Below are 15,203 nucleotides of genomic sequence, written 5' to 3'. Positions count from 1 at the left end.
GACGTCTCCCGAGGCGATGGTTTTCAAGGCACCTTGGCCTGTCTTTCGCTATCGCGCAACGGGAGAGTCTGACGGTTGCAAACCGCGGCCACGATCACATGACGACGACGGGGTTTTTCTTCGATACCCGGCTGTAGAGGTCGATGATGTCCTGGTTGATCAGGCGCACGCAGCCCGACGACATCGCCTGGCCGATGCTCCACCATTCCGGCGAGCCATGGATGCGGTAGCCGGTGTCCTTGCCGTCCTGGTAGATGTAGAGCGCCCGGGCGCCGAGCGGATTGGTGAGGCCGCCGGGCTGGCCGCCCTGCCACTTCACCAGTTCCGGCTTGCGCTGGATCATTTCGGGCGGCGGCGTCCAGGTCGGCCATTCCCTTCCGTACTGGATGTTGGCGCGGCCGGACCAGCGGAACCCGTCCTTGCCTATGCCGACGCCGTAGCGGATGGCGTCGCCGCCAGGCTGGACGAGATAGAGCATGCGCTCCTTGAGATGCACGACGATGGTGCCGGGCGCCTCGCCTGTCGTGTCGACGACGATCTGGCGGCGGAATTCCGGCTTCACCTTGAGATAGGGCACCTCGGGCACGTTGAAGCCGTTGTCGGTCAGCGCGGCATACATGACGTCCGCGCTGGTGATGTTCTTGTCGACGCTGATCGAGGGCCGGATCGGCCGCACCGAACCGGTAACCGTATCGTCGAGCTGCAGCGCCGGCAGGTCGCCGCCACCGGAAGTCGAGCAGCCGGCGACGCCAAGCAGCGCCAAAGCGCCCGCCCCGGACAGGACGGCGCGGCGAGAGAGGAGAAGATCGGTTTCGGTTGCGTCGCCGTTTCGCGGCGGCGTCGGACCTTGCGGCAACTCACGCATATACCCAACCCTACGCTGTCGGCGGGAAGCACGGTCCGGCCGGATAGCGGGCATTTTCATCATTCATGGTTGATAAAGCGTGAATGCCTTGCGCTGCTTGCGTTTGCGTGCGGCGGTAGTACCGTTTCGCCCTTCCCGACGGTCGCCATCCGGGGTCCCGGCACAAAATCACCCCCGTCGGGTCATAATCCCGGCGCCGGTGTTTCCTACCTCTCCAGGCGATCAGCGAGGGGCTTCCATGTGCAAGACGTTAAAAACCGACATCAAGCTTTTTGCCGCCGCCATTGTCGCCGCAGCCCTGGTTCTGGGTGCCAATGTCACCCTGGCCGATATCGTGAGCACGCTGGGCGGCGCGAACTGACGCCGTGCTGCCGCTGGCGCAATTGACATTGCGGTCCCAGTAACCGCGGCCCCGGTAAAAGTCGTGCCGGTTGCCCCGGCCGGTATGCGCAAAAACAAAAACTCGGCCCTTTACATTCTTCAGGACCCAAGGATTTATCCTCTTCTTTGAGCTCAAAGGAGACGAGCATGTCCTTCGAAAACTGGGCCGCCTTCGCTGCCGCGTCGACCATCCTCCTCATCATTCCGGGTCCGACCATCCTTCTGGTCGTGTCCTATGCGCTGGGCCAGGGCTGGCGCACCGCTTTGCCGATGGCCGTCGGCGTGGCGCTCGGCGACTTCACCGCCATGACCTTGTCGATGCTCGGCATCGGCGCGCTGCTGGCCGCATCGGCTACCGTCTTCACCATCCTGAAGCTGATCGGCGCCGGCTATCTGATCTATCTCGGCGTGAAACTGTTTCGCGCCGGCGGCACGCTGAAGGCCGAACCGCGCACCGACGCGGTATCCTCGGCCAAGATGATGGCGCATGCCTGGCTGGTCACCGCGCTCAACCCGAAGAGCATCACCTTCTTCGTTGCCTTCCTGCCGCAGTTTCTCGACCGGCATGCCAATTTCTGGACGCAGATGCTGATCTTCGAGACGACCTTCCTGGTGCTCGCCTTCGCCAACGCCTTCGGTTACGCGCTGATCGCGGCACGCGCCCGCAACATCGTACGCAATCCCAAGGCGATCCGCATCTTCAACCGCACCGGCGGCACGCTGCTGGTCGGCGCCGGCATCGCCACGGTGGCGATGCGGTCGGGCAATTAGGGACATCTCCTTGGGCCGAAGGATCGAAGGCCGATCAAAGGACATTGCATGGCAATCAAGGATGCATTCGGCCTGACATTTTCGGGCGCCACCGAAGCCGGGTTCACGCCCTACAGCCAGGCCGTGCGCGAATTGCAGTGTTTCATCGGCGATCCGGTCAACTCCGTCGATCGCGCCATCGCGCAGGACCCCGGTTTCGTCATGGCGCATGTCTTCAAGGGCTACCTTTTCGGCCTTGCCACCGAGCCGGAGGCGACGGCGGTGGCCAGGATCTGCCACGAGGCGGCGCTGCCGCTTGCCGCGACAACGCGCGAGCGGGCGCATGTCTCGGCCCTCGGCCAGCTCGCCAAGGGCCGCTGGCATCAGGCTTCCGGCATGCTGCAGGACATAGCGATCGATTTCCCGCTCGATGCCGTGGCGCTCCAGGTCGGACACCAGGTCGACTTCTTCACCGGCAATGCCCGCATGCTGCGCGACCGCATCGCCCGCGCCCTGCCGTCATGGCGGACGGACATGCCGGGTTACCACGCCATCCTCGGCATGCAGGCCTTCGGGCTCGAAGAGATGGCTGAGTACGAACAGGCCGAAAGGCTGGGTCGCACAGCGGTCGAGATTGAACCGCGCGACGGCTGGGCGCAACATGCGGTGGCGCATGTGATGGAGATGCAAAGCCGGCAAAGGGACGGCATTGCCTGGATGCGCGCCGATCCCGATGCCTGGACCAAGGAGAGCTTCCTCCAGGTGCACAATTGGTGGCACCTGGCGCTGTTTCACTACGATCTCGGCGAGACGGGCGAGGTGCTGGCGCTCTATGACGGGCCGATCTACGGTGCCAGATCGACGCTAGCGCTCAACATGGTCGATGCATCGGCGATTCTGTGGCGGCTTCATCTCGGTGGCGTCGATGTCGGCGACCGCTGGGCGGCGCTGGCCGCCAATTGGACGCCCAAGGCCGCCTCCAGCAATTACGCCTTCAACGACGCCCACGCGATGATGGCCTTTGTCGGTGCCGGGCTCGACGCCCCGGCCCGGTCCTTGCTCGAGGCCCAGCGCGAGGCGATGCGCGGCAATGACGACAATGCCGCTTTCACGCGGGATGTCGGCCATCCACTGACGCTTGCGATCAAGGCGTTCGGAGAGGGCAATTACGCCGAAACCACCCGACTGATCACTCCGATCCGGGCCATCGCCCATCGCTTTGGCGGCAGCCACGCGCAGCGCGACGTCATCGATCTCACGCTGATCGAGGCCGCCCTGCGCGCCGGCGACGCCGCGCTCGCCAAGGTGCTGACGATGGAGCGCTCGATGGTACGCTCGGGCAGTCCGCTGTCGGCGCTGTTTTCACGGCGCGCCGCCAATTTGTCGGAGAATTGACCCGGAGCTGATCTTGCCTTAAAAACTGGCTCAAGCATATTTTTCGGGTTCCGAAAAAATAAGAACGTGGGAGGAAACCATGTATCTCGGCCTCGACCTGGGCACATCGGGCGTCAAGGCGCTGCTGATCGATGCCGGACAGGGCGTCATCGGCTCCGGCCATGGCACGCTTGACGTTTCGCGCCCGCATCCCGGCTGGTCCGAGCAGGATCCGCTGCACTGGATACGCGCCTGCGAAGATGCGATCGCCGAACTGAAGGCGTCGCACCCCGGGCAGTTCGCCGCGGTGAAAGGTATCGGCCTGTCCGGCCAGATGCATGGCGCGACCTTGCTCGATGCCGCCGACCAGGTGCTGCGCCCCTGCATTCTGTGGAACGACACGCGCAGCCATGTCGAGGCGGCCGCGCTCGACGCCGATCCACGCTTCCGCGCGCTCACCGGCAACATCGTCTTTCCCGGCTTCACCGCGCCAAAGCTCGCTTGGGTGAAGAACAACGAGCCCGCTGTCTTCGCCAAGGTGGCAAAGGTGCTTTTGCCCAAGGATTTCCTGCGGCTTTGGCTGACCGGGGAACACATTTCCGAAATGTCTGATGCAGCCGGTACGTCCTGGCTCGATGTCGGCAAGCGCCGCTGGTCGGCGGACCTGCTCGCCGCGACATCGCTCGACGAGAGCCATATGCCAGCGCTGGTCGAGGGCACCGCGAAGGCTGGCGGGCTGCGCGCCGAACTCGCGTCGCAATGGGGCATCGCGGCCGGCATTCCGGTGGCCGGCGGCGCCGGCGACAATGCGGCTTCCGCCTGCGGCATGGGCACGGTCGGCGCCGGCCACGCTTTTGTTTCGCTCGGCACGTCGGGCGTTTTGTTTGCCGCCAACGCATCCTATCTGCCCAACCCGGCAAGCGCGGTGCACACCTTCTGCCATGCGCTGCCCGACACCTGGCATCAGATGGGCGTCATCCTGTCGGCGACCGATTCGCTCAACTGGCTGTCGGAGATCACGGGCAAGGGCGCAGGCGAGCTGACATCGGAACTCGGGGAGACGCTGAAGGCGCCGACCGGCGTGTCCTTCCTGCCCTATCTTTCGGGCGAGCGCACGCCACACAATGATTCCGCCATTCGCGGTTCCTTCACCGGGCTCGCGCATGAATCGGGCCGGGCCGTGCTGACCCAGGCCGTGCTCGAAGGCGTCGCCTTCGCCTTCCGCGACAGCCTCGAAGCGTTGAAGACGGCCGGCACCACCTTGACGCGGGTGACGGCGATCGGCGGCGGCTCGCGCTCGCGTTACTGGCTGAAGGCCATCGCCACCGCGCTGCAGCTTCCGGTCGACATCCCCGCCGACGGCGATTTCGGGGCTGCGTTTGGTGCGGCGAGGCTCGGACTGATCGCAGCGACGGGTGCTGATCCGCTGGCCGTGTGCACGGCGCCGCGCACGGATGCGACAGTGGAGCCGGATGCTGGGCTGGCGCGCGCCTACGCGGATGCGTATTCGCGGTACCGGGCGCTGTATCCGGCGATCAAGGGCGCGACGCAATGACGGATGGCGGCGCTGCCCCTCACCTGCCTGCCGGCATCCTCTCCCCGTATAGGGACGGGGAGAGGGAAGCTGTCGCCGCGGGTTTCGCCAATCACCAATGTTGCAAGAAGGGCGTCGGCACCGCGGTCAGCCCACTTCTCCCCGTCACTGTACGGGGAGAAGTGCCCGGCAGGGCGATGAGGGGCAGCGCTAGCCTTGGCGGTTTGCGCTCTTCACTGCGCCGGCACCTTGTCCAGAAAGCCGGTCACGCTCTTCAGGCGACCGTCCTCGATGACGCCGATGTCGGTGCCTTCGATAACGGACGGGACGCCCTCAGGGCCAAGATTCCACGAAAACCGGATTTTATCGGCAAAGCCGTCCGGCGTCCCCTTCAGCGAGAAGCGGAAGCCGGCAAAGCGCTGCTGCACGCCGTCGATCAGCGCCGCGACGCCTTCATGGCCGTCGCCCTGCATGAGCGGATCGCGATAGCTGACGTCTTCGGTGAAAACAGCCTTGAGCAAGGCTGCCCGGCGGCCGGCATCGCTCTCGTTCCAGGCGGTGATGTAGTTTTGGGCGATCGTGTCGAGGTCGGTCATGATCTGTCTCCTTCGTTTGACGGTTTTGACATGACCGTTTTCGATCAGCGCCGGCGTGAAACCAATTACGCCTGAGGTAATCAGGCAAAACTATCTTGGAGAGGAAGAGAACATGAGCAGCGGCTTTTTCGGCGACATCCAGAAGATCAAATATGAGGGACCGGATTCGACCAATCCGCTGGCCTATCGTTTCTACAATCCCGACGAAGTGGTGGCCGGGAAGCGCCTGGAAGACCATCTGCGCTTTGCCGTCGCCTACTGGCATTCCTTCGCCTGGCCGGGCGGCGACCCGTTCGGCGGCCAGACCTTCGACCGTCCCTGGTTCCCCAAGGCCGGCGGCGTCGACACGATGGAACTGGCGAAACTGAAAGCGGATGTCGCCTTCGAGATGTTCTCGCTGCTCGGCGCTCCCTATTTCTGCTTCCACGATGCCGATGTGCGGCCCGAGGGGAAGGATTTCTCTGAAAGTGCCGCCCGGCTCGATGAAATCGCGGACTATTTCGCGGGAAAGATGAAGCAGACCGGCGTCAAGCTGCTCTGGGGTACGGCGAACCTGTTCTCCAACCGCCGCTTCATGTCCGGTGCCGCGACCAACCCCGATCCGGATGTCTTCGCCTACGCCGCGGCGACGGTGAAAAGCTGCATCGACGTCACCAAGCGGCTGAAAGGCGAGAACTACGTGCTGTGGGGCGGGCGCGAGGGCTATGAGACGCTGCTCAACACCGACCTTGCCCGCGAGCAGGAGCAGGCCGGCCGTTTTCTGAACCTCGTCGTCGACTACAAGCACAAGATCGGCTTCAAGGGCACCATCCTGATCGAGCCGAAGCCACAGGAGCCGACAAAGCACCAGTATGACTACGACGTCGCGACCGTTTACGGCTTCCTCAAGCGCTTCGGCCTGGAGAAGGAGGTCAAGCTCAACATCGAGCAGGGCCACGCCATCCTGGCCGGCCATTCCTTCGAGCACGAACTGGCGCTGGCCAATGCGCTCGGCGTCTTCGGCTCGATCGACATGAACCGCAACGACTACCAGTCGGGCTGGGATACCGACCAGTTCCCCAACAACGTGCCGGAGATGGCGCTCGCTTATTACCAGGTCCTCCAGGCCGGCGGCTTCAAGACCGGCGGCACCAATTTCGACGCCAAGCTGCGCCGCCAGTCGCTCGACCCGCAGGACCTGCTGATCGGCCACATCGGTGGCATGGATTCGTGTGCGCGCGGCCTGAAGGCGGCGGCTCGCATGGTCGAGGACAAGGCATTGTCGGCTCCGCTCGCCGAACGCTACGCCGGCTGGAACGGCGCCGAGGCCAAGGCGATGCTGTCGGGCAAGCGGACGCTGGAAGAGATCGCCGAACGCGTGGTGAAGAAGAAGATCGAGCCGCAGCCGCGCTCCGGCCGCCAGGAACTGCTCGAAAACATCGTCAACCGCTACGTCTGACGCTGCCCGACCGTTGGCAATCCAAGCCGCGCACTATGCGCTTCGAAAGCTTGGCGCGCGGAAACCTTTTGCGCGCCATGCTGAAACCGACGACAAGCTTTTGCCCCTTGCCGCCTCTCAATGACCTCGCTCTTGCCTTCAAACTGCCGTCACGAATCTCGTATAGGTATCGCTCGTGGCGGAAGAGGAAGAAGGAGGCGAACCGATATGCAGAACGAACGTGAAATCGACGCCCTGCTCTCACCTGGCGAAGCTGGATCGATCATTGACCGGCTGATGGAAATGCCGCATCCAAAACAGGGCGCACGCAGCACCAATGAATGGGACCGCGCCGTTGCCAGCCGCTTCGAGACCCATCTCGCGCGGCAGATGCGCTCGCAGATCGATGGCGGCAGCGACCGCCAGAATGCTGCCTGACTTCCCAAATCAACCCCGGCGAAGCCTGACAGGGGCTTCGCCAAAAGCTCTTGAAAATGCCCTGGAAAAAGCCGCGGCCGACGAGAACCCCGTCCGCCCGGCAATATCCGCCATGGCTATCCGCGTATCGACAACGAGCCGGCGCGCGGCGCCCAGCCGCAACCTGAGATAATAGGCGCCCGGCGTCTCGCCGATCGACTTGCGGAAGATGCTTTCCAGGGTCCGCGCAGTCACGCCGGCGCGTTTGGCGACCGCCTCGACGGTCAACGGCTGGTCGACATGCGATTCCATCAAGCGAATGGCCTGCGCCAGGCGCGGATCATAGCCGTCGAGCCGGCCGAGCGAGACCAGCGGCTGGGCATCGGTCGCCGCCCGGGCCTGGTCGTAGATGAAGACGCTGGCGACATCGAGCGCCACGGCCATGCCGAGGCGCGTGCGAATGAGATGCAGCATCAGGTCGAAAGTCGGCGACGCGCCGCCCGAGGTGAACACCGGCCCGTCGATGACATAGCGGTCCGGCCGGACATCGACGCCGGGAAAGGCCGAGGAAAAATCTTCCATGTCCTCCCAATGGGTGGTGGCGCTGCGCCCTTCCAGCAAGCCGGCACGCGCCACCAGCCAGGTGCCGGCCTCGACGCCCCCGCACGCGCGGGCCGCTCGCGCCGCCCTCCGCAAACTTGAAAGCAGAGCCGACGTCGCGTAATTCTGCGTGCCGAAACCGGCCACGACGACGAGAACGTCGGTGGGCTCTGCCGCGTCGAAACGCCCGCTGACCGCCACCGGCAGGCCGCAGGTGGTGACCGGAGCCTCGCCGGTGACCGAGACCAACTTGAAATCGAACAGGGTCTCGCCGGAGATGCGGTTGGCGGCGCGCAGCGGGTCGACGGCCGAGGCGACGCACATGATGGACGACCCGGAAAACACCAGGAACGTCACCTTGAGGGTCTCGCGTTCGGCGCGAAAGACCGATTTTTCGCTTTTTATCATATGGCCTTCGTAAAACGCAAAGCAGCTTTGATCAAGTCGAGCGATGCTAGTGGCTGTTTTCGAATGGGAGGAGAGTTTCGATGCCGCTCGCGATGAACCGTGAGGTTTTCATTACCTGTGCTGTGACCGGTTCCGGCGGCTCGCAGGACCGCAGCCCGCATGTGCCGCGCTCGCCCAAGCAGATCGCCGATTCGGCCATCGATGCGGCCAAGGCCGGTGCGGCCATCGTCCACTGCCATGTCCGCGATCCCGAAACCGGCAAGCCCAGGCGCGACGTGCATCTCTATCGCGAGGTGACCGAGCGTATCCGCGCGGCTGACGTCGACGTCATCCTGAACCTCACCGCCGGCATGGGCGGCGACATGGTGTTCGGCTCGCCGGAAGCGCCGTTGCCGCTCAACGAAAAGGGCACCGACATGGGCGGCGCCACCAACCGCATGGAACATGTGCGCCAGTGCCTGCCGGAAATCTGTACGCTTGATTGTGGCACCATGAATTTCGCCGAAGCCGACTATGTCATGACCAACACGCCCGGCATGCTGCGTGCCATGGGCGGCATGATGACGGCGCTCGGCGTCAAGCCGGAAATCGAGGCTTTCGACACCGGGCATCTGTGGTTCGCCAAGCAGCTGGTCGAGGAGAAAGTGCTCAATCCGGACGCGCTGGTTCAGCTTTGCATGGGTGTGCCGTGGGGGGCGCCCGACGACCTCAACACTTTCATGGCGATGGTCAACAACGTGCCGTCGACCTGGAACTGGTCGGCTTTCGCGATCGGCCGCAACCAGATGGCCTATGCGGCGGCAGCGGTGCTCGCCGGCGGCAATGTCCGCGTCGGCCTGGAAGACAATCTCTGGCTCGACAAGGGCGTGCTGGCGACCAATGCGCAGCTGGTCGAGCGCGCCGCCTCCATCGTCACCAATCTCGGCGCCAGGATTCTTGGCCCCGAAGAAGTGCGCAAGAAGCTCAACCTGACCAAGCGAGCGCCGATAGCGGCATAAATTATTCGCAGGGAGGGTCGCTATGGCTACCGTCAAATTCACCGCGATGAAGGATGGCGACAGGCAAGACTACGAGTTCCTGACCGCCCATGAAATCGACTATGCGGCCAAAACCGGCGAGCGGCTGCTCGACGCGCTGGTGCAGCTCGACGAAGGCCTGTCCGGCTACAAGATCACCCGGCTCGGCCATTCGCTGCAGGCGGCGACACGGGCCTGGCGCGACGGCGCTGACACCGACTGGATCGCCTGCGCGCTGCTGCACGACATCGGCGATATCTACGCGCCCTACAATCACGACGAATACGCCGCGTCGATCCTGAAGCCTTTCGTGCGCGAGCAATGCACCTGGGTGGTGGAGAAGCACGGCGATTTCCAGCGCCTCTATTACGCCCATCATCTCGGCGGCAATCGCCATGCGCGCGACCGCTTCGCCGGCCATGCCTATTTCGACGATTGCGACCAGTTTTGCGAGCGCTGGGACCAGTCGAGCTTCGACCCCGACTATGAGACGCTGCCGATCGAATTCTTCCGGCCCTTCGTACTCGAAGTCTTCGCCCGCAAGGCCTACGACCTGTCAGTCATCCGCGCCGGCGAGCGCGTGCCCCTCACCGATCCCGAAACCGCCAGGACAAGAACCGGAGCCTCTCAATGAGCATCATCAACAAGGCGGCCGCCATTGGCGGCGGGGTCATCGGCGCCGGCTGGGTCGCGCGCCTGCTCTTGAACGGCATCGACGTGTCCATTTTCGATCCCGATCCAGAAGCTTCACGCAAGGTTTCGGAAGTGATGAAGGGCGCGCGCCGCGCCTATAAGCAGATGGTGCCCGGCGGTCTGCCCAAGGAGGGCAAGCTCACCTTCGCCAAGACGATCGCCGAAGCGGTCGCCGATGCCGATTTCATCCAGGAGAGCGTGCCGGAACGTCTCGATCTCAAACACAGGGTGCTGGCCGAGATCGACGCGCATGCGCCGGCCAACGCCATTGTCGGCTCCTCGACCTCGGGCATCAAGCCGACCGACATGCAGGTGGCGATGAAGAAGCATCCCGAGCGGTTGGTCGTCGGCCATCCGTTCAACCCGGTCTACCTGCTGCCGCTGGTCGAGATCGTCGGCGGCGACCAGACCTTCCCCGAGGCGGTCGAGGTCGCCAAGGAAATCTATGCCTCGATCGGCATGAAGCCGGTCGTGATCCGAAAGGAGATCGAGGCCTTCGTCGGCGACCGCCTGCTCGAAGCCGCCTGGCGCGAGGCGCTGTGGCTGATCAAGGACGGCATCTGCACCGTCGAGGAACTCGACGACATCATGCGCTATGGCTTCGGCCTGCGCTGGGCGCAGATGGGCATGTTCCAGGTCTATCGCGTCGCCGGCGGCGAGGCCGGCATGCGCCACTTCATGGCGCAGTTCGGGCCCTGCCTGAAATGGCCATGGACCAAGCTGATGGACGTGCCGGAGTTCAACGACGAGCTGGTCGACCTGATCGCCACCCAGTCGGACGACCAGGCGCACGGCCTGTCGATCCGCGAGCTGGAAAAGATCCGCGACGACAATCTGGTCGCGATCATGGATGCGCTGTCGAAGCAGAACAAGGGCAAGGGCTGGGGCGCCGGCGCGCTGCACAAGGATTATACCAAACAGCTCGCCAAGCTGGCGGCGAAGAAGCCGACCGCTTCAAAGGCGGCTGAAAAGGCCAAGGCCGCCAAGCCGGTGAAGAAAGCCGAAAAGCCGAAGAAAAAGAAGAAGGGCTGAGGCCATGGATTTCGGTCTTTCGGAAGAGCAAAAGCTCATTGTCGAGACGACGCGTGCCTTCGTCGAGAACGAGCTTTATCCACATGAGCGCGAGGTCGAGCGCACCGGCGTGCTGCGCCGCGAACTGATCGAGGAGATCAAGGCCAAGGCGATCGAGGCCGGGCTCTACGCCGCCAACATGCCGGCCGACGTCGGCGGCGCGGGGCTCGATACGGTGACCTGGCTGCTTTACGAAAAGGAGCTCGGCCGGGCAAATTACGCGCTGCACTGGACCTGCGTGGCGCGTCCTTCCAACATTCTGCTCGCCGGCACGCCGGAGCAGCGTGAAAAATATCTGTTCCCCTGCATCCGCGGCGAGAAATGGGATTGCCTGGCAATGACAGAGCCGGGCGCCGGCTCCGACCTGCGCGGCATGAAGGCATCAGCCGTGCAGGACGGCGACGACTGGGTGCTCAACGGCACCAAGCATTTTATTTCGCACGCCGATCTCGCCGATTTCGCCATCGTCTTCATGGCCTCGGGCGAAGAGGAGTCTCCGCGCGGCAAACGCAAGAAGATCACCGCCTTCTTCGTCGACAAGGGCACCAAGGGCTTTGCGGTGCGCGACGGCTACCGCAACGTCTCGCATCGCGGCTACACCAACGCCATTCTGGAGTTCGACGATTGCCGGCTGCCGGCATCCCAGGTTCTGGGCGAGGTGCACAAGGGCTTCGACGTCGCCAATTCCTGGCTTGGCGCCACGCGTCTGCAGGTCGGCGCCACCTGTCTCGGCCGTGCCGAGCGGGCGCTTGGCCATGCCGTCGAATACGCAGCGCAGCGCCAGCAGTTCGGCCAGCAGATCGGCAAGTTCCAGGGAGTGTCGTTCAAGCTTGCCGACATGGCGACGGAACTCAAGGCCGCCGACCTGATGGTGTTCGAAGCCGGCTGGAAGTACGATCAGGGCACCGTCACCGACCAGGACATGGCCATGGCCAAGCTGAAGGCCACCGAAATGCTCGCCTTTGTCGCCGACGAGGCAATCCAGATCCATGGCGGCATGGGGCTGATGGACGACCTGCCGCTGGAGCGCATCTGGCGCGATGCCCGCGTCGAGCGCATCTGGGAAGGCACTTCGGAGATTCAGCGACATATTATTTCGCGGGCGTTGCTGCGCCCGTTCGGCGCTTAGAGCATGATCGCGCAAAGCCGAGATTCGGTTTGTCGGGCAAACGAGATCGTTTGCCCTGAGATCGCGCTCAAAACGAAAAGATGACCATGCATAAACTCGAACGTCTCCTGCGCCCGAAATCGATCGCCGTGTTCGGTGGCGTGCAGGCCGCCGCCGTCGTGGCGCAATCGATCAAGATGGGCTTTGCCGGCGATATCTGGCCGGTGCACCCGACCAAGGACGAGGTTGCCGGATGCAAGGCCTACCGCTCGGTGGCGGACCTGCCCGGCGCGCCGGATGCCGCCTTTGTCGGCGTCAACCGGCATCTGACGATCGATGTGGTCAAGGCGCTGGCTGAGCGCGGCGCCGGTGGCGCCGTCTGCTTTGCCGCCGGATTTCTCGAAACCGAGGCCTATGACGACGACGGCGAACGGCTGCAGGCTGAACTGGTCGCGGCCGCCGGCCAGATGCCGATCATCGGACCGAACTGCTACGGCCTGATCAACTATGCCGACGGCGCGCTGCTGTGGCCGGACCAGCATGGCGGCATCAGGCTGGACGAAGGCGGCAAGGGCGTCGCCATCATCACCCAGTCGTCCAACATCGCCATCAACATGACGATGCAGAAGCGCGGCCTGCCGATCGCCTTCCTGATGACCGCCGGCAACCAGGCGCAGACCGGCCTGTCGGAAATGGCGCTCGGCCTGATCGAGGACGAGCGCGTCACGTCACTCGGCCTGCATATCGAGGCCTTCGACTCTGTAGCCGGCTTCGAGCGCCTGGCGGCACGGGCGCGAGAGCTCAGGAAACCGATCATCGCCATGAAGGTCGGCCGTTCCGAACAGGCACGGCAGGCAACCGTCTCGCACACCGCATCGCTCGCCGGCTCGGACGCTGCTTCCGGCGCCTTCCTGAGGCGGCTTGGCATTGCCCGTGTCGATTCCATCCCCGCCTTCATCGAGGCGCTGAAGCTGCTGCACATCACCGGCCCGCTGCCTGGCTACAAGCTCTCGTCGATGAGCTGTTCGGGCGGCGAAGCGTCGGTCATGGCCGACAGCGCGGAAGGGCGCTGGGTCAACTTCCCTGACCTGACCGACACCCACCGCGCCCATGTCAAATCGACGCTCGGGCCGCTGGTCGCGGTGGCCAACCCCTTGGACTACCACACCTTCATCTGGAACAACGAGCCGGCTATGACCGCCACCTTCACCGCCATGGTGTCGGGCGGCTTCGACCTCAATATGCTGGTGCTCGACTTCCCGCGCCCCGACCGCTGCTCGGTGACCGACTGGTGGGCGACGCTGCGCGCCTTCGAATCGGCGCTGAAGACCAACAAGGCGCATGGCGCCATCGTCTCCTCGCTGCCGGAAAACCTGCCCGAGGAATACACCGCCGAGCTGATGGCGCGCGGCATGGTGCCGCTGTTCGGCATTTCCGAGGCGATGGATGCCGCAGGCGCGGCAGCCTTCATCGGCTGGGCATGGGCTGAACCGCAGGCGCAGCCGGTCGACACATCCGCTGCCGGCGCCGCTGGCGGCGATCACGTCACGCCCGACGAGGCCGAAGCCAAGGCGCGGCTGATCAAGGCCGGGCTTCCCGTGCCCAAGGGCGAGCGCGCCAGCAATGCGGTTGAGGCGGTGATTTCGTCGATGGCGCTCGGCTTTCCCGTTGCCCTGAAGGCGCTGGGCGTCACTCACAAATCCGAGGTCGGCGCCGTCCGGCTCAACCTCAAGGATGCCGAATCGGTCAGCACGGCGGCGCACGACCTGTTGCCGCTCGGCACCGGGCTCTATGTCGAACGTATGGTGCGCGACGGCGTCGCCGAACTGATCGTCGGCTTCACCCGCGACCCGATGTTCGGCGCCGTCATGACGCTGGGCACCGGCGGCGTGCTGGTCGAACTGCTGCGCGACAGCGTCACGCTGATGCTGCCGGCGACGCGCGACGACATCGAGGCCGCGCTGCGCGGCCTCAAACTGTTCCCGCTGCTCGAAGGCTATCGCGGCCGGCCGAAGGCCGATGTCGCCGCCGCCATAGACGCGATCGCTGGCATCGCCGGTTTCGTGCAGGAGAATGCCGGCGAGATCGAGGAACTCGACATCAATCCGCTGATCGTCTGCACACAAGGCAAGGGCGCCTGGATCGCCGACGCGCTGCTGGTGCTGGGAGAGAACAAGAATGTCTGACGTCATATCAACCCGCCGCGAAGGCACCATCCTCGAGGTCACGCTCGACCGCCCCAAGGCCAATGCCATCGACCTGAAAACCTCGCGGCTGATGGGCGAGACCTTCAAGGCGTTCCGCGACGATCCGGAACTGCGCGTCGCCATCGTCAAGACCGCGGGCGACAAGTTCTTCTGCGCCGGTTGGGACCTGAAGGCCGCGGCCAGCGGCGACGCCGTCGACGGCGACTATGGCGTCGGCGGTTTTGCCGGCCTGCAGGAACTGCGTGACCTGAACAAGCCGGTCATCGCCTGCGTCAACGGCATGGCGGTCGGCGGCGGCTTCGAGCTGGCGCTGTCCTGCGACCTCATCTACGCCTCGGACCATTCCTCCTTCGCACTGCCCGAAATCCGTGCCGGCACGCTGGCCGACGCGGCGACGATCAAGCTGCCGAAGCGCATTCCTTATCATGTCGCCATGGACCTTCTGCTCACCGGCCGCTGGATGGATGTCGCCGAGGCGCATCGCTGGGGCCTGGTCAACGAGGTGCTGCCCAAGGAAAAGCTCGAGGACCGCGTCTGGGAGATCGCTCGCCTGCTCGCCAGCGGCCCGCCTCTGGTCTTCGCCGCGATCAAGGAGACGGCACGGGTGGCAGAATCGCTGACCTTCCAGGATGCGATGAACAAGGTGACGCGCCGGCAGTTGCCGACCGTCGACGCGCTCTATGGGTCGGAGGACAATATGGAAGGCTTCCGGGCTTTTGCCGAGAAGCGCGAGCCTGTGTGGAAGGGGAAGTGATCCTGCGGAGAT

15 protein-coding genes are annotated in these 15,203 nt (G+C 64.4%); 12 read left to right on the top strand and 3 right to left on the bottom strand.

The window, feature by feature from the left end:
* Window positions 1-94 precede the first annotated feature (94 nt).
* The gene (locus EJ077_RS30025) at window positions 95-865 is read right to left on the bottom strand and encodes a L,D-transpeptidase (RefSeq protein WP_208698486.1); all 771 of its coding nucleotides are present in this window, start codon (window positions 863-865) and stop codon (window positions 95-97) included.
* A 238-nt stretch (window positions 866-1,103) separates the two neighbouring features.
* On the opposite strand from EJ077_RS30025, the gene EJ077_RS32660 reads away from it, so the two are divergent.
* The 4 genes from EJ077_RS32660 (at window position 1,104) to xylB (ending at window position 4,925) form a co-directional block, all read left to right on the top strand.
* Window positions 1,104-1,226, top strand: coding sequence for a hypothetical protein (locus EJ077_RS32660; RefSeq protein WP_281040186.1), 123 nt, complete (start codon window positions 1,104-1,106; stop codon window positions 1,224-1,226).
* Window positions 1,227-1,393: 167 nt separating this feature from the next.
* Window positions 1,394-2,017: a LysE family translocator gene (locus EJ077_RS30020; RefSeq protein WP_208698484.1), complete on the top strand. Its 624-nt coding sequence runs from the start codon at window positions 1,394-1,396 to the stop codon at window positions 2,015-2,017.
* Between the two features lie 48 nt (window positions 2,018-2,065).
* Window positions 2,066-3,391, top strand: coding sequence for a tetratricopeptide repeat protein (locus EJ077_RS30015; RefSeq protein WP_208698482.1), 1,326 nt, complete (start codon window positions 2,066-2,068; stop codon window positions 3,389-3,391).
* A gap of 79 nt (window positions 3,392-3,470) precedes the next feature.
* On the top strand, window positions 3,471-4,925 hold the full coding sequence (xylB, locus tag EJ077_RS30010) for a xylulokinase (RefSeq protein ID WP_208698480.1): 1,455 nt from the start codon (window positions 3,471-3,473) through the stop codon (window positions 4,923-4,925).
* Window positions 4,926-5,137: 212 nt separating this feature from the next.
* Here xylB and EJ077_RS30005 read toward each other — a convergent pair whose 3' ends face one another.
* Window positions 5,138-5,500 (bottom strand): nuclear transport factor 2 family protein, encoded by a 363-nt coding sequence (locus tag EJ077_RS30005; protein ID WP_208698478.1) that lies wholly within the window; start codon window positions 5,498-5,500, stop codon window positions 5,138-5,140.
* 112 nt (window positions 5,501-5,612) lie between these two features.
* Here EJ077_RS30005 and xylA point away from each other — a divergent pair, with 112 nt between their 5' ends.
* Both xylA and EJ077_RS29995 read left to right on the top strand, forming a co-directional pair.
* Window positions 5,613-6,938: a xylose isomerase gene (gene xylA, locus EJ077_RS30000; protein ID WP_208698476.1), complete on the top strand. Its 1,326-nt coding sequence runs from the start codon at window positions 5,613-5,615 to the stop codon at window positions 6,936-6,938.
* Between the two features lie 207 nt (window positions 6,939-7,145).
* Window positions 7,146-7,355, top strand: coding sequence for a hypothetical protein (locus tag EJ077_RS29995; protein WP_208698474.1), 210 nt, complete (start codon window positions 7,146-7,148; stop codon window positions 7,353-7,355).
* Between the two features lie 9 nt (window positions 7,356-7,364).
* Here the strand turns inward: EJ077_RS29995 and EJ077_RS29990 are convergent, their stop codons facing one another.
* Window positions 7,365-8,342 (bottom strand): GlxA family transcriptional regulator, encoded by a 978-nt coding sequence (locus EJ077_RS29990; protein ID WP_208698471.1) that lies wholly within the window; start codon window positions 8,340-8,342, stop codon window positions 7,365-7,367.
* A gap of 80 nt (window positions 8,343-8,422) precedes the next feature.
* On the opposite strand from EJ077_RS29990, the gene EJ077_RS29985 reads away from it, so the two are divergent.
* The 6 genes from EJ077_RS29985 (at window position 8,423) to EJ077_RS29960 (ending at window position 15,191) form a co-directional block, all read left to right on the top strand.
* The gene (locus tag EJ077_RS29985; RefSeq protein WP_091586279.1) at window positions 8,423-9,340 is read left to right on the top strand and encodes a 3-keto-5-aminohexanoate cleavage protein; all 918 of its coding nucleotides are present in this window, start codon (window positions 8,423-8,425) and stop codon (window positions 9,338-9,340) included.
* A 22-nt stretch (window positions 9,341-9,362) separates the two neighbouring features.
* Window positions 9,363-9,992, top strand: coding sequence for an HD domain-containing protein (locus EJ077_RS29980; protein ID WP_208698469.1), 630 nt, complete (start codon window positions 9,363-9,365; stop codon window positions 9,990-9,992).
* Window positions 9,989-11,083 carry a carnitine 3-dehydrogenase gene (locus EJ077_RS29975; protein WP_208698467.1) on the top strand — a complete coding sequence of 365 codons (1,095 nt, stop codon included), beginning with the start codon at window positions 9,989-9,991 and terminating at the stop codon, window positions 11,081-11,083. The genes EJ077_RS29980 and EJ077_RS29975 overlap by 4 nt, the downstream gene beginning before the upstream one ends.
* 4 nt (window positions 11,084-11,087) lie before the next feature.
* A complete protein-coding gene (locus EJ077_RS29970; protein WP_208698465.1) occupies window positions 11,088-12,251 on the top strand; it encodes an acyl-CoA dehydrogenase family protein in 1,164 nt (387 codons plus the stop codon).
* A gap of 86 nt (window positions 12,252-12,337) precedes the next feature.
* Window positions 12,338-14,416 (top strand): acetate--CoA ligase family protein, encoded by a 2,079-nt coding sequence (locus EJ077_RS29965; protein WP_208698463.1) that lies wholly within the window; start codon window positions 12,338-12,340, stop codon window positions 14,414-14,416.
* Window positions 14,409-15,191 carry a carnitinyl-CoA dehydratase gene (locus EJ077_RS29960; protein ID WP_208698462.1) on the top strand — a complete coding sequence of 261 codons (783 nt, stop codon included), beginning with the start codon at window positions 14,409-14,411 and terminating at the stop codon, window positions 15,189-15,191. The genes EJ077_RS29965 and EJ077_RS29960 overlap by 8 nt, the downstream gene beginning before the upstream one ends.
* The last annotated feature ends 12 nt before the right edge of the window (window positions 15,192-15,203 follow it).

The organism is Mesorhizobium sp. M8A.F.Ca.ET.057.01.1.1 (assembly GCF_003952565.1).
In the GTDB taxonomy this organism is placed as follows: Bacteria; Pseudomonadota; Alphaproteobacteria; order Rhizobiales; family Rhizobiaceae; genus Mesorhizobium.
Note: the sequence above shows the minus strand (reverse complement) of the source record. Positions and strands in the feature narration are given on the sequence as shown.

Excerpts from the sequence above, each read along its gene's own strand:
- EJ077_RS30025 (WP_208698486.1), bottom strand. The coding sequence starts at position 865 with ATGCGTGAGTTGCCGCAAGGTCCGACGCCGCCGCGAAACGGCGACGCA.
- EJ077_RS32660 (WP_281040186.1), top strand. The coding sequence starts at position 1,104 with ATGTGCAAGACGTTAAAAACCGACATCAAGCTTTTTGCCGCCGCCATT.
- EJ077_RS30020 (WP_208698484.1), top strand. The coding sequence starts at position 1,394 with ATGTCCTTCGAAAACTGGGCCGCCTTCGCTGCCGCGTCGACCATCCTC.
- EJ077_RS30015 (WP_208698482.1), top strand. The coding sequence starts at position 2,066 with ATGGCAATCAAGGATGCATTCGGCCTGACATTTTCGGGCGCCACCGAA.
- xylB (WP_208698480.1), top strand. The coding sequence starts at position 3,471 with ATGTATCTCGGCCTCGACCTGGGCACATCGGGCGTCAAGGCGCTGCTG.
- EJ077_RS30005 (WP_208698478.1), bottom strand. The coding sequence starts at position 5,500 with ATGACCGACCTCGACACGATCGCCCAAAACTACATCACCGCCTGGAAC.
- xylA (WP_208698476.1), top strand. The coding sequence starts at position 5,613 with ATGAGCAGCGGCTTTTTCGGCGACATCCAGAAGATCAAATATGAGGGA.
- EJ077_RS29995 (WP_208698474.1), top strand. The coding sequence starts at position 7,146 with ATGCAGAACGAACGTGAAATCGACGCCCTGCTCTCACCTGGCGAAGCT.
- EJ077_RS29990 (WP_208698471.1), bottom strand. The coding sequence starts at position 8,342 with ATGATAAAAAGCGAAAAATCGGTCTTTCGCGCCGAACGCGAGACCCTC.
- EJ077_RS29985 (WP_091586279.1), top strand. The coding sequence starts at position 8,423 with ATGCCGCTCGCGATGAACCGTGAGGTTTTCATTACCTGTGCTGTGACC.
- EJ077_RS29980 (WP_208698469.1), top strand. The coding sequence starts at position 9,363 with ATGGCTACCGTCAAATTCACCGCGATGAAGGATGGCGACAGGCAAGAC.
- EJ077_RS29975 (WP_208698467.1), top strand. The coding sequence starts at position 9,989 with ATGAGCATCATCAACAAGGCGGCCGCCATTGGCGGCGGGGTCATCGGC.
- EJ077_RS29970 (WP_208698465.1), top strand. The coding sequence starts at position 11,088 with ATGGATTTCGGTCTTTCGGAAGAGCAAAAGCTCATTGTCGAGACGACG.
- EJ077_RS29965 (WP_208698463.1), top strand. The coding sequence starts at position 12,338 with ATGCATAAACTCGAACGTCTCCTGCGCCCGAAATCGATCGCCGTGTTC.
- EJ077_RS29960 (WP_208698462.1), top strand. The coding sequence starts at position 14,409 with ATGTCTGACGTCATATCAACCCGCCGCGAAGGCACCATCCTCGAGGTC.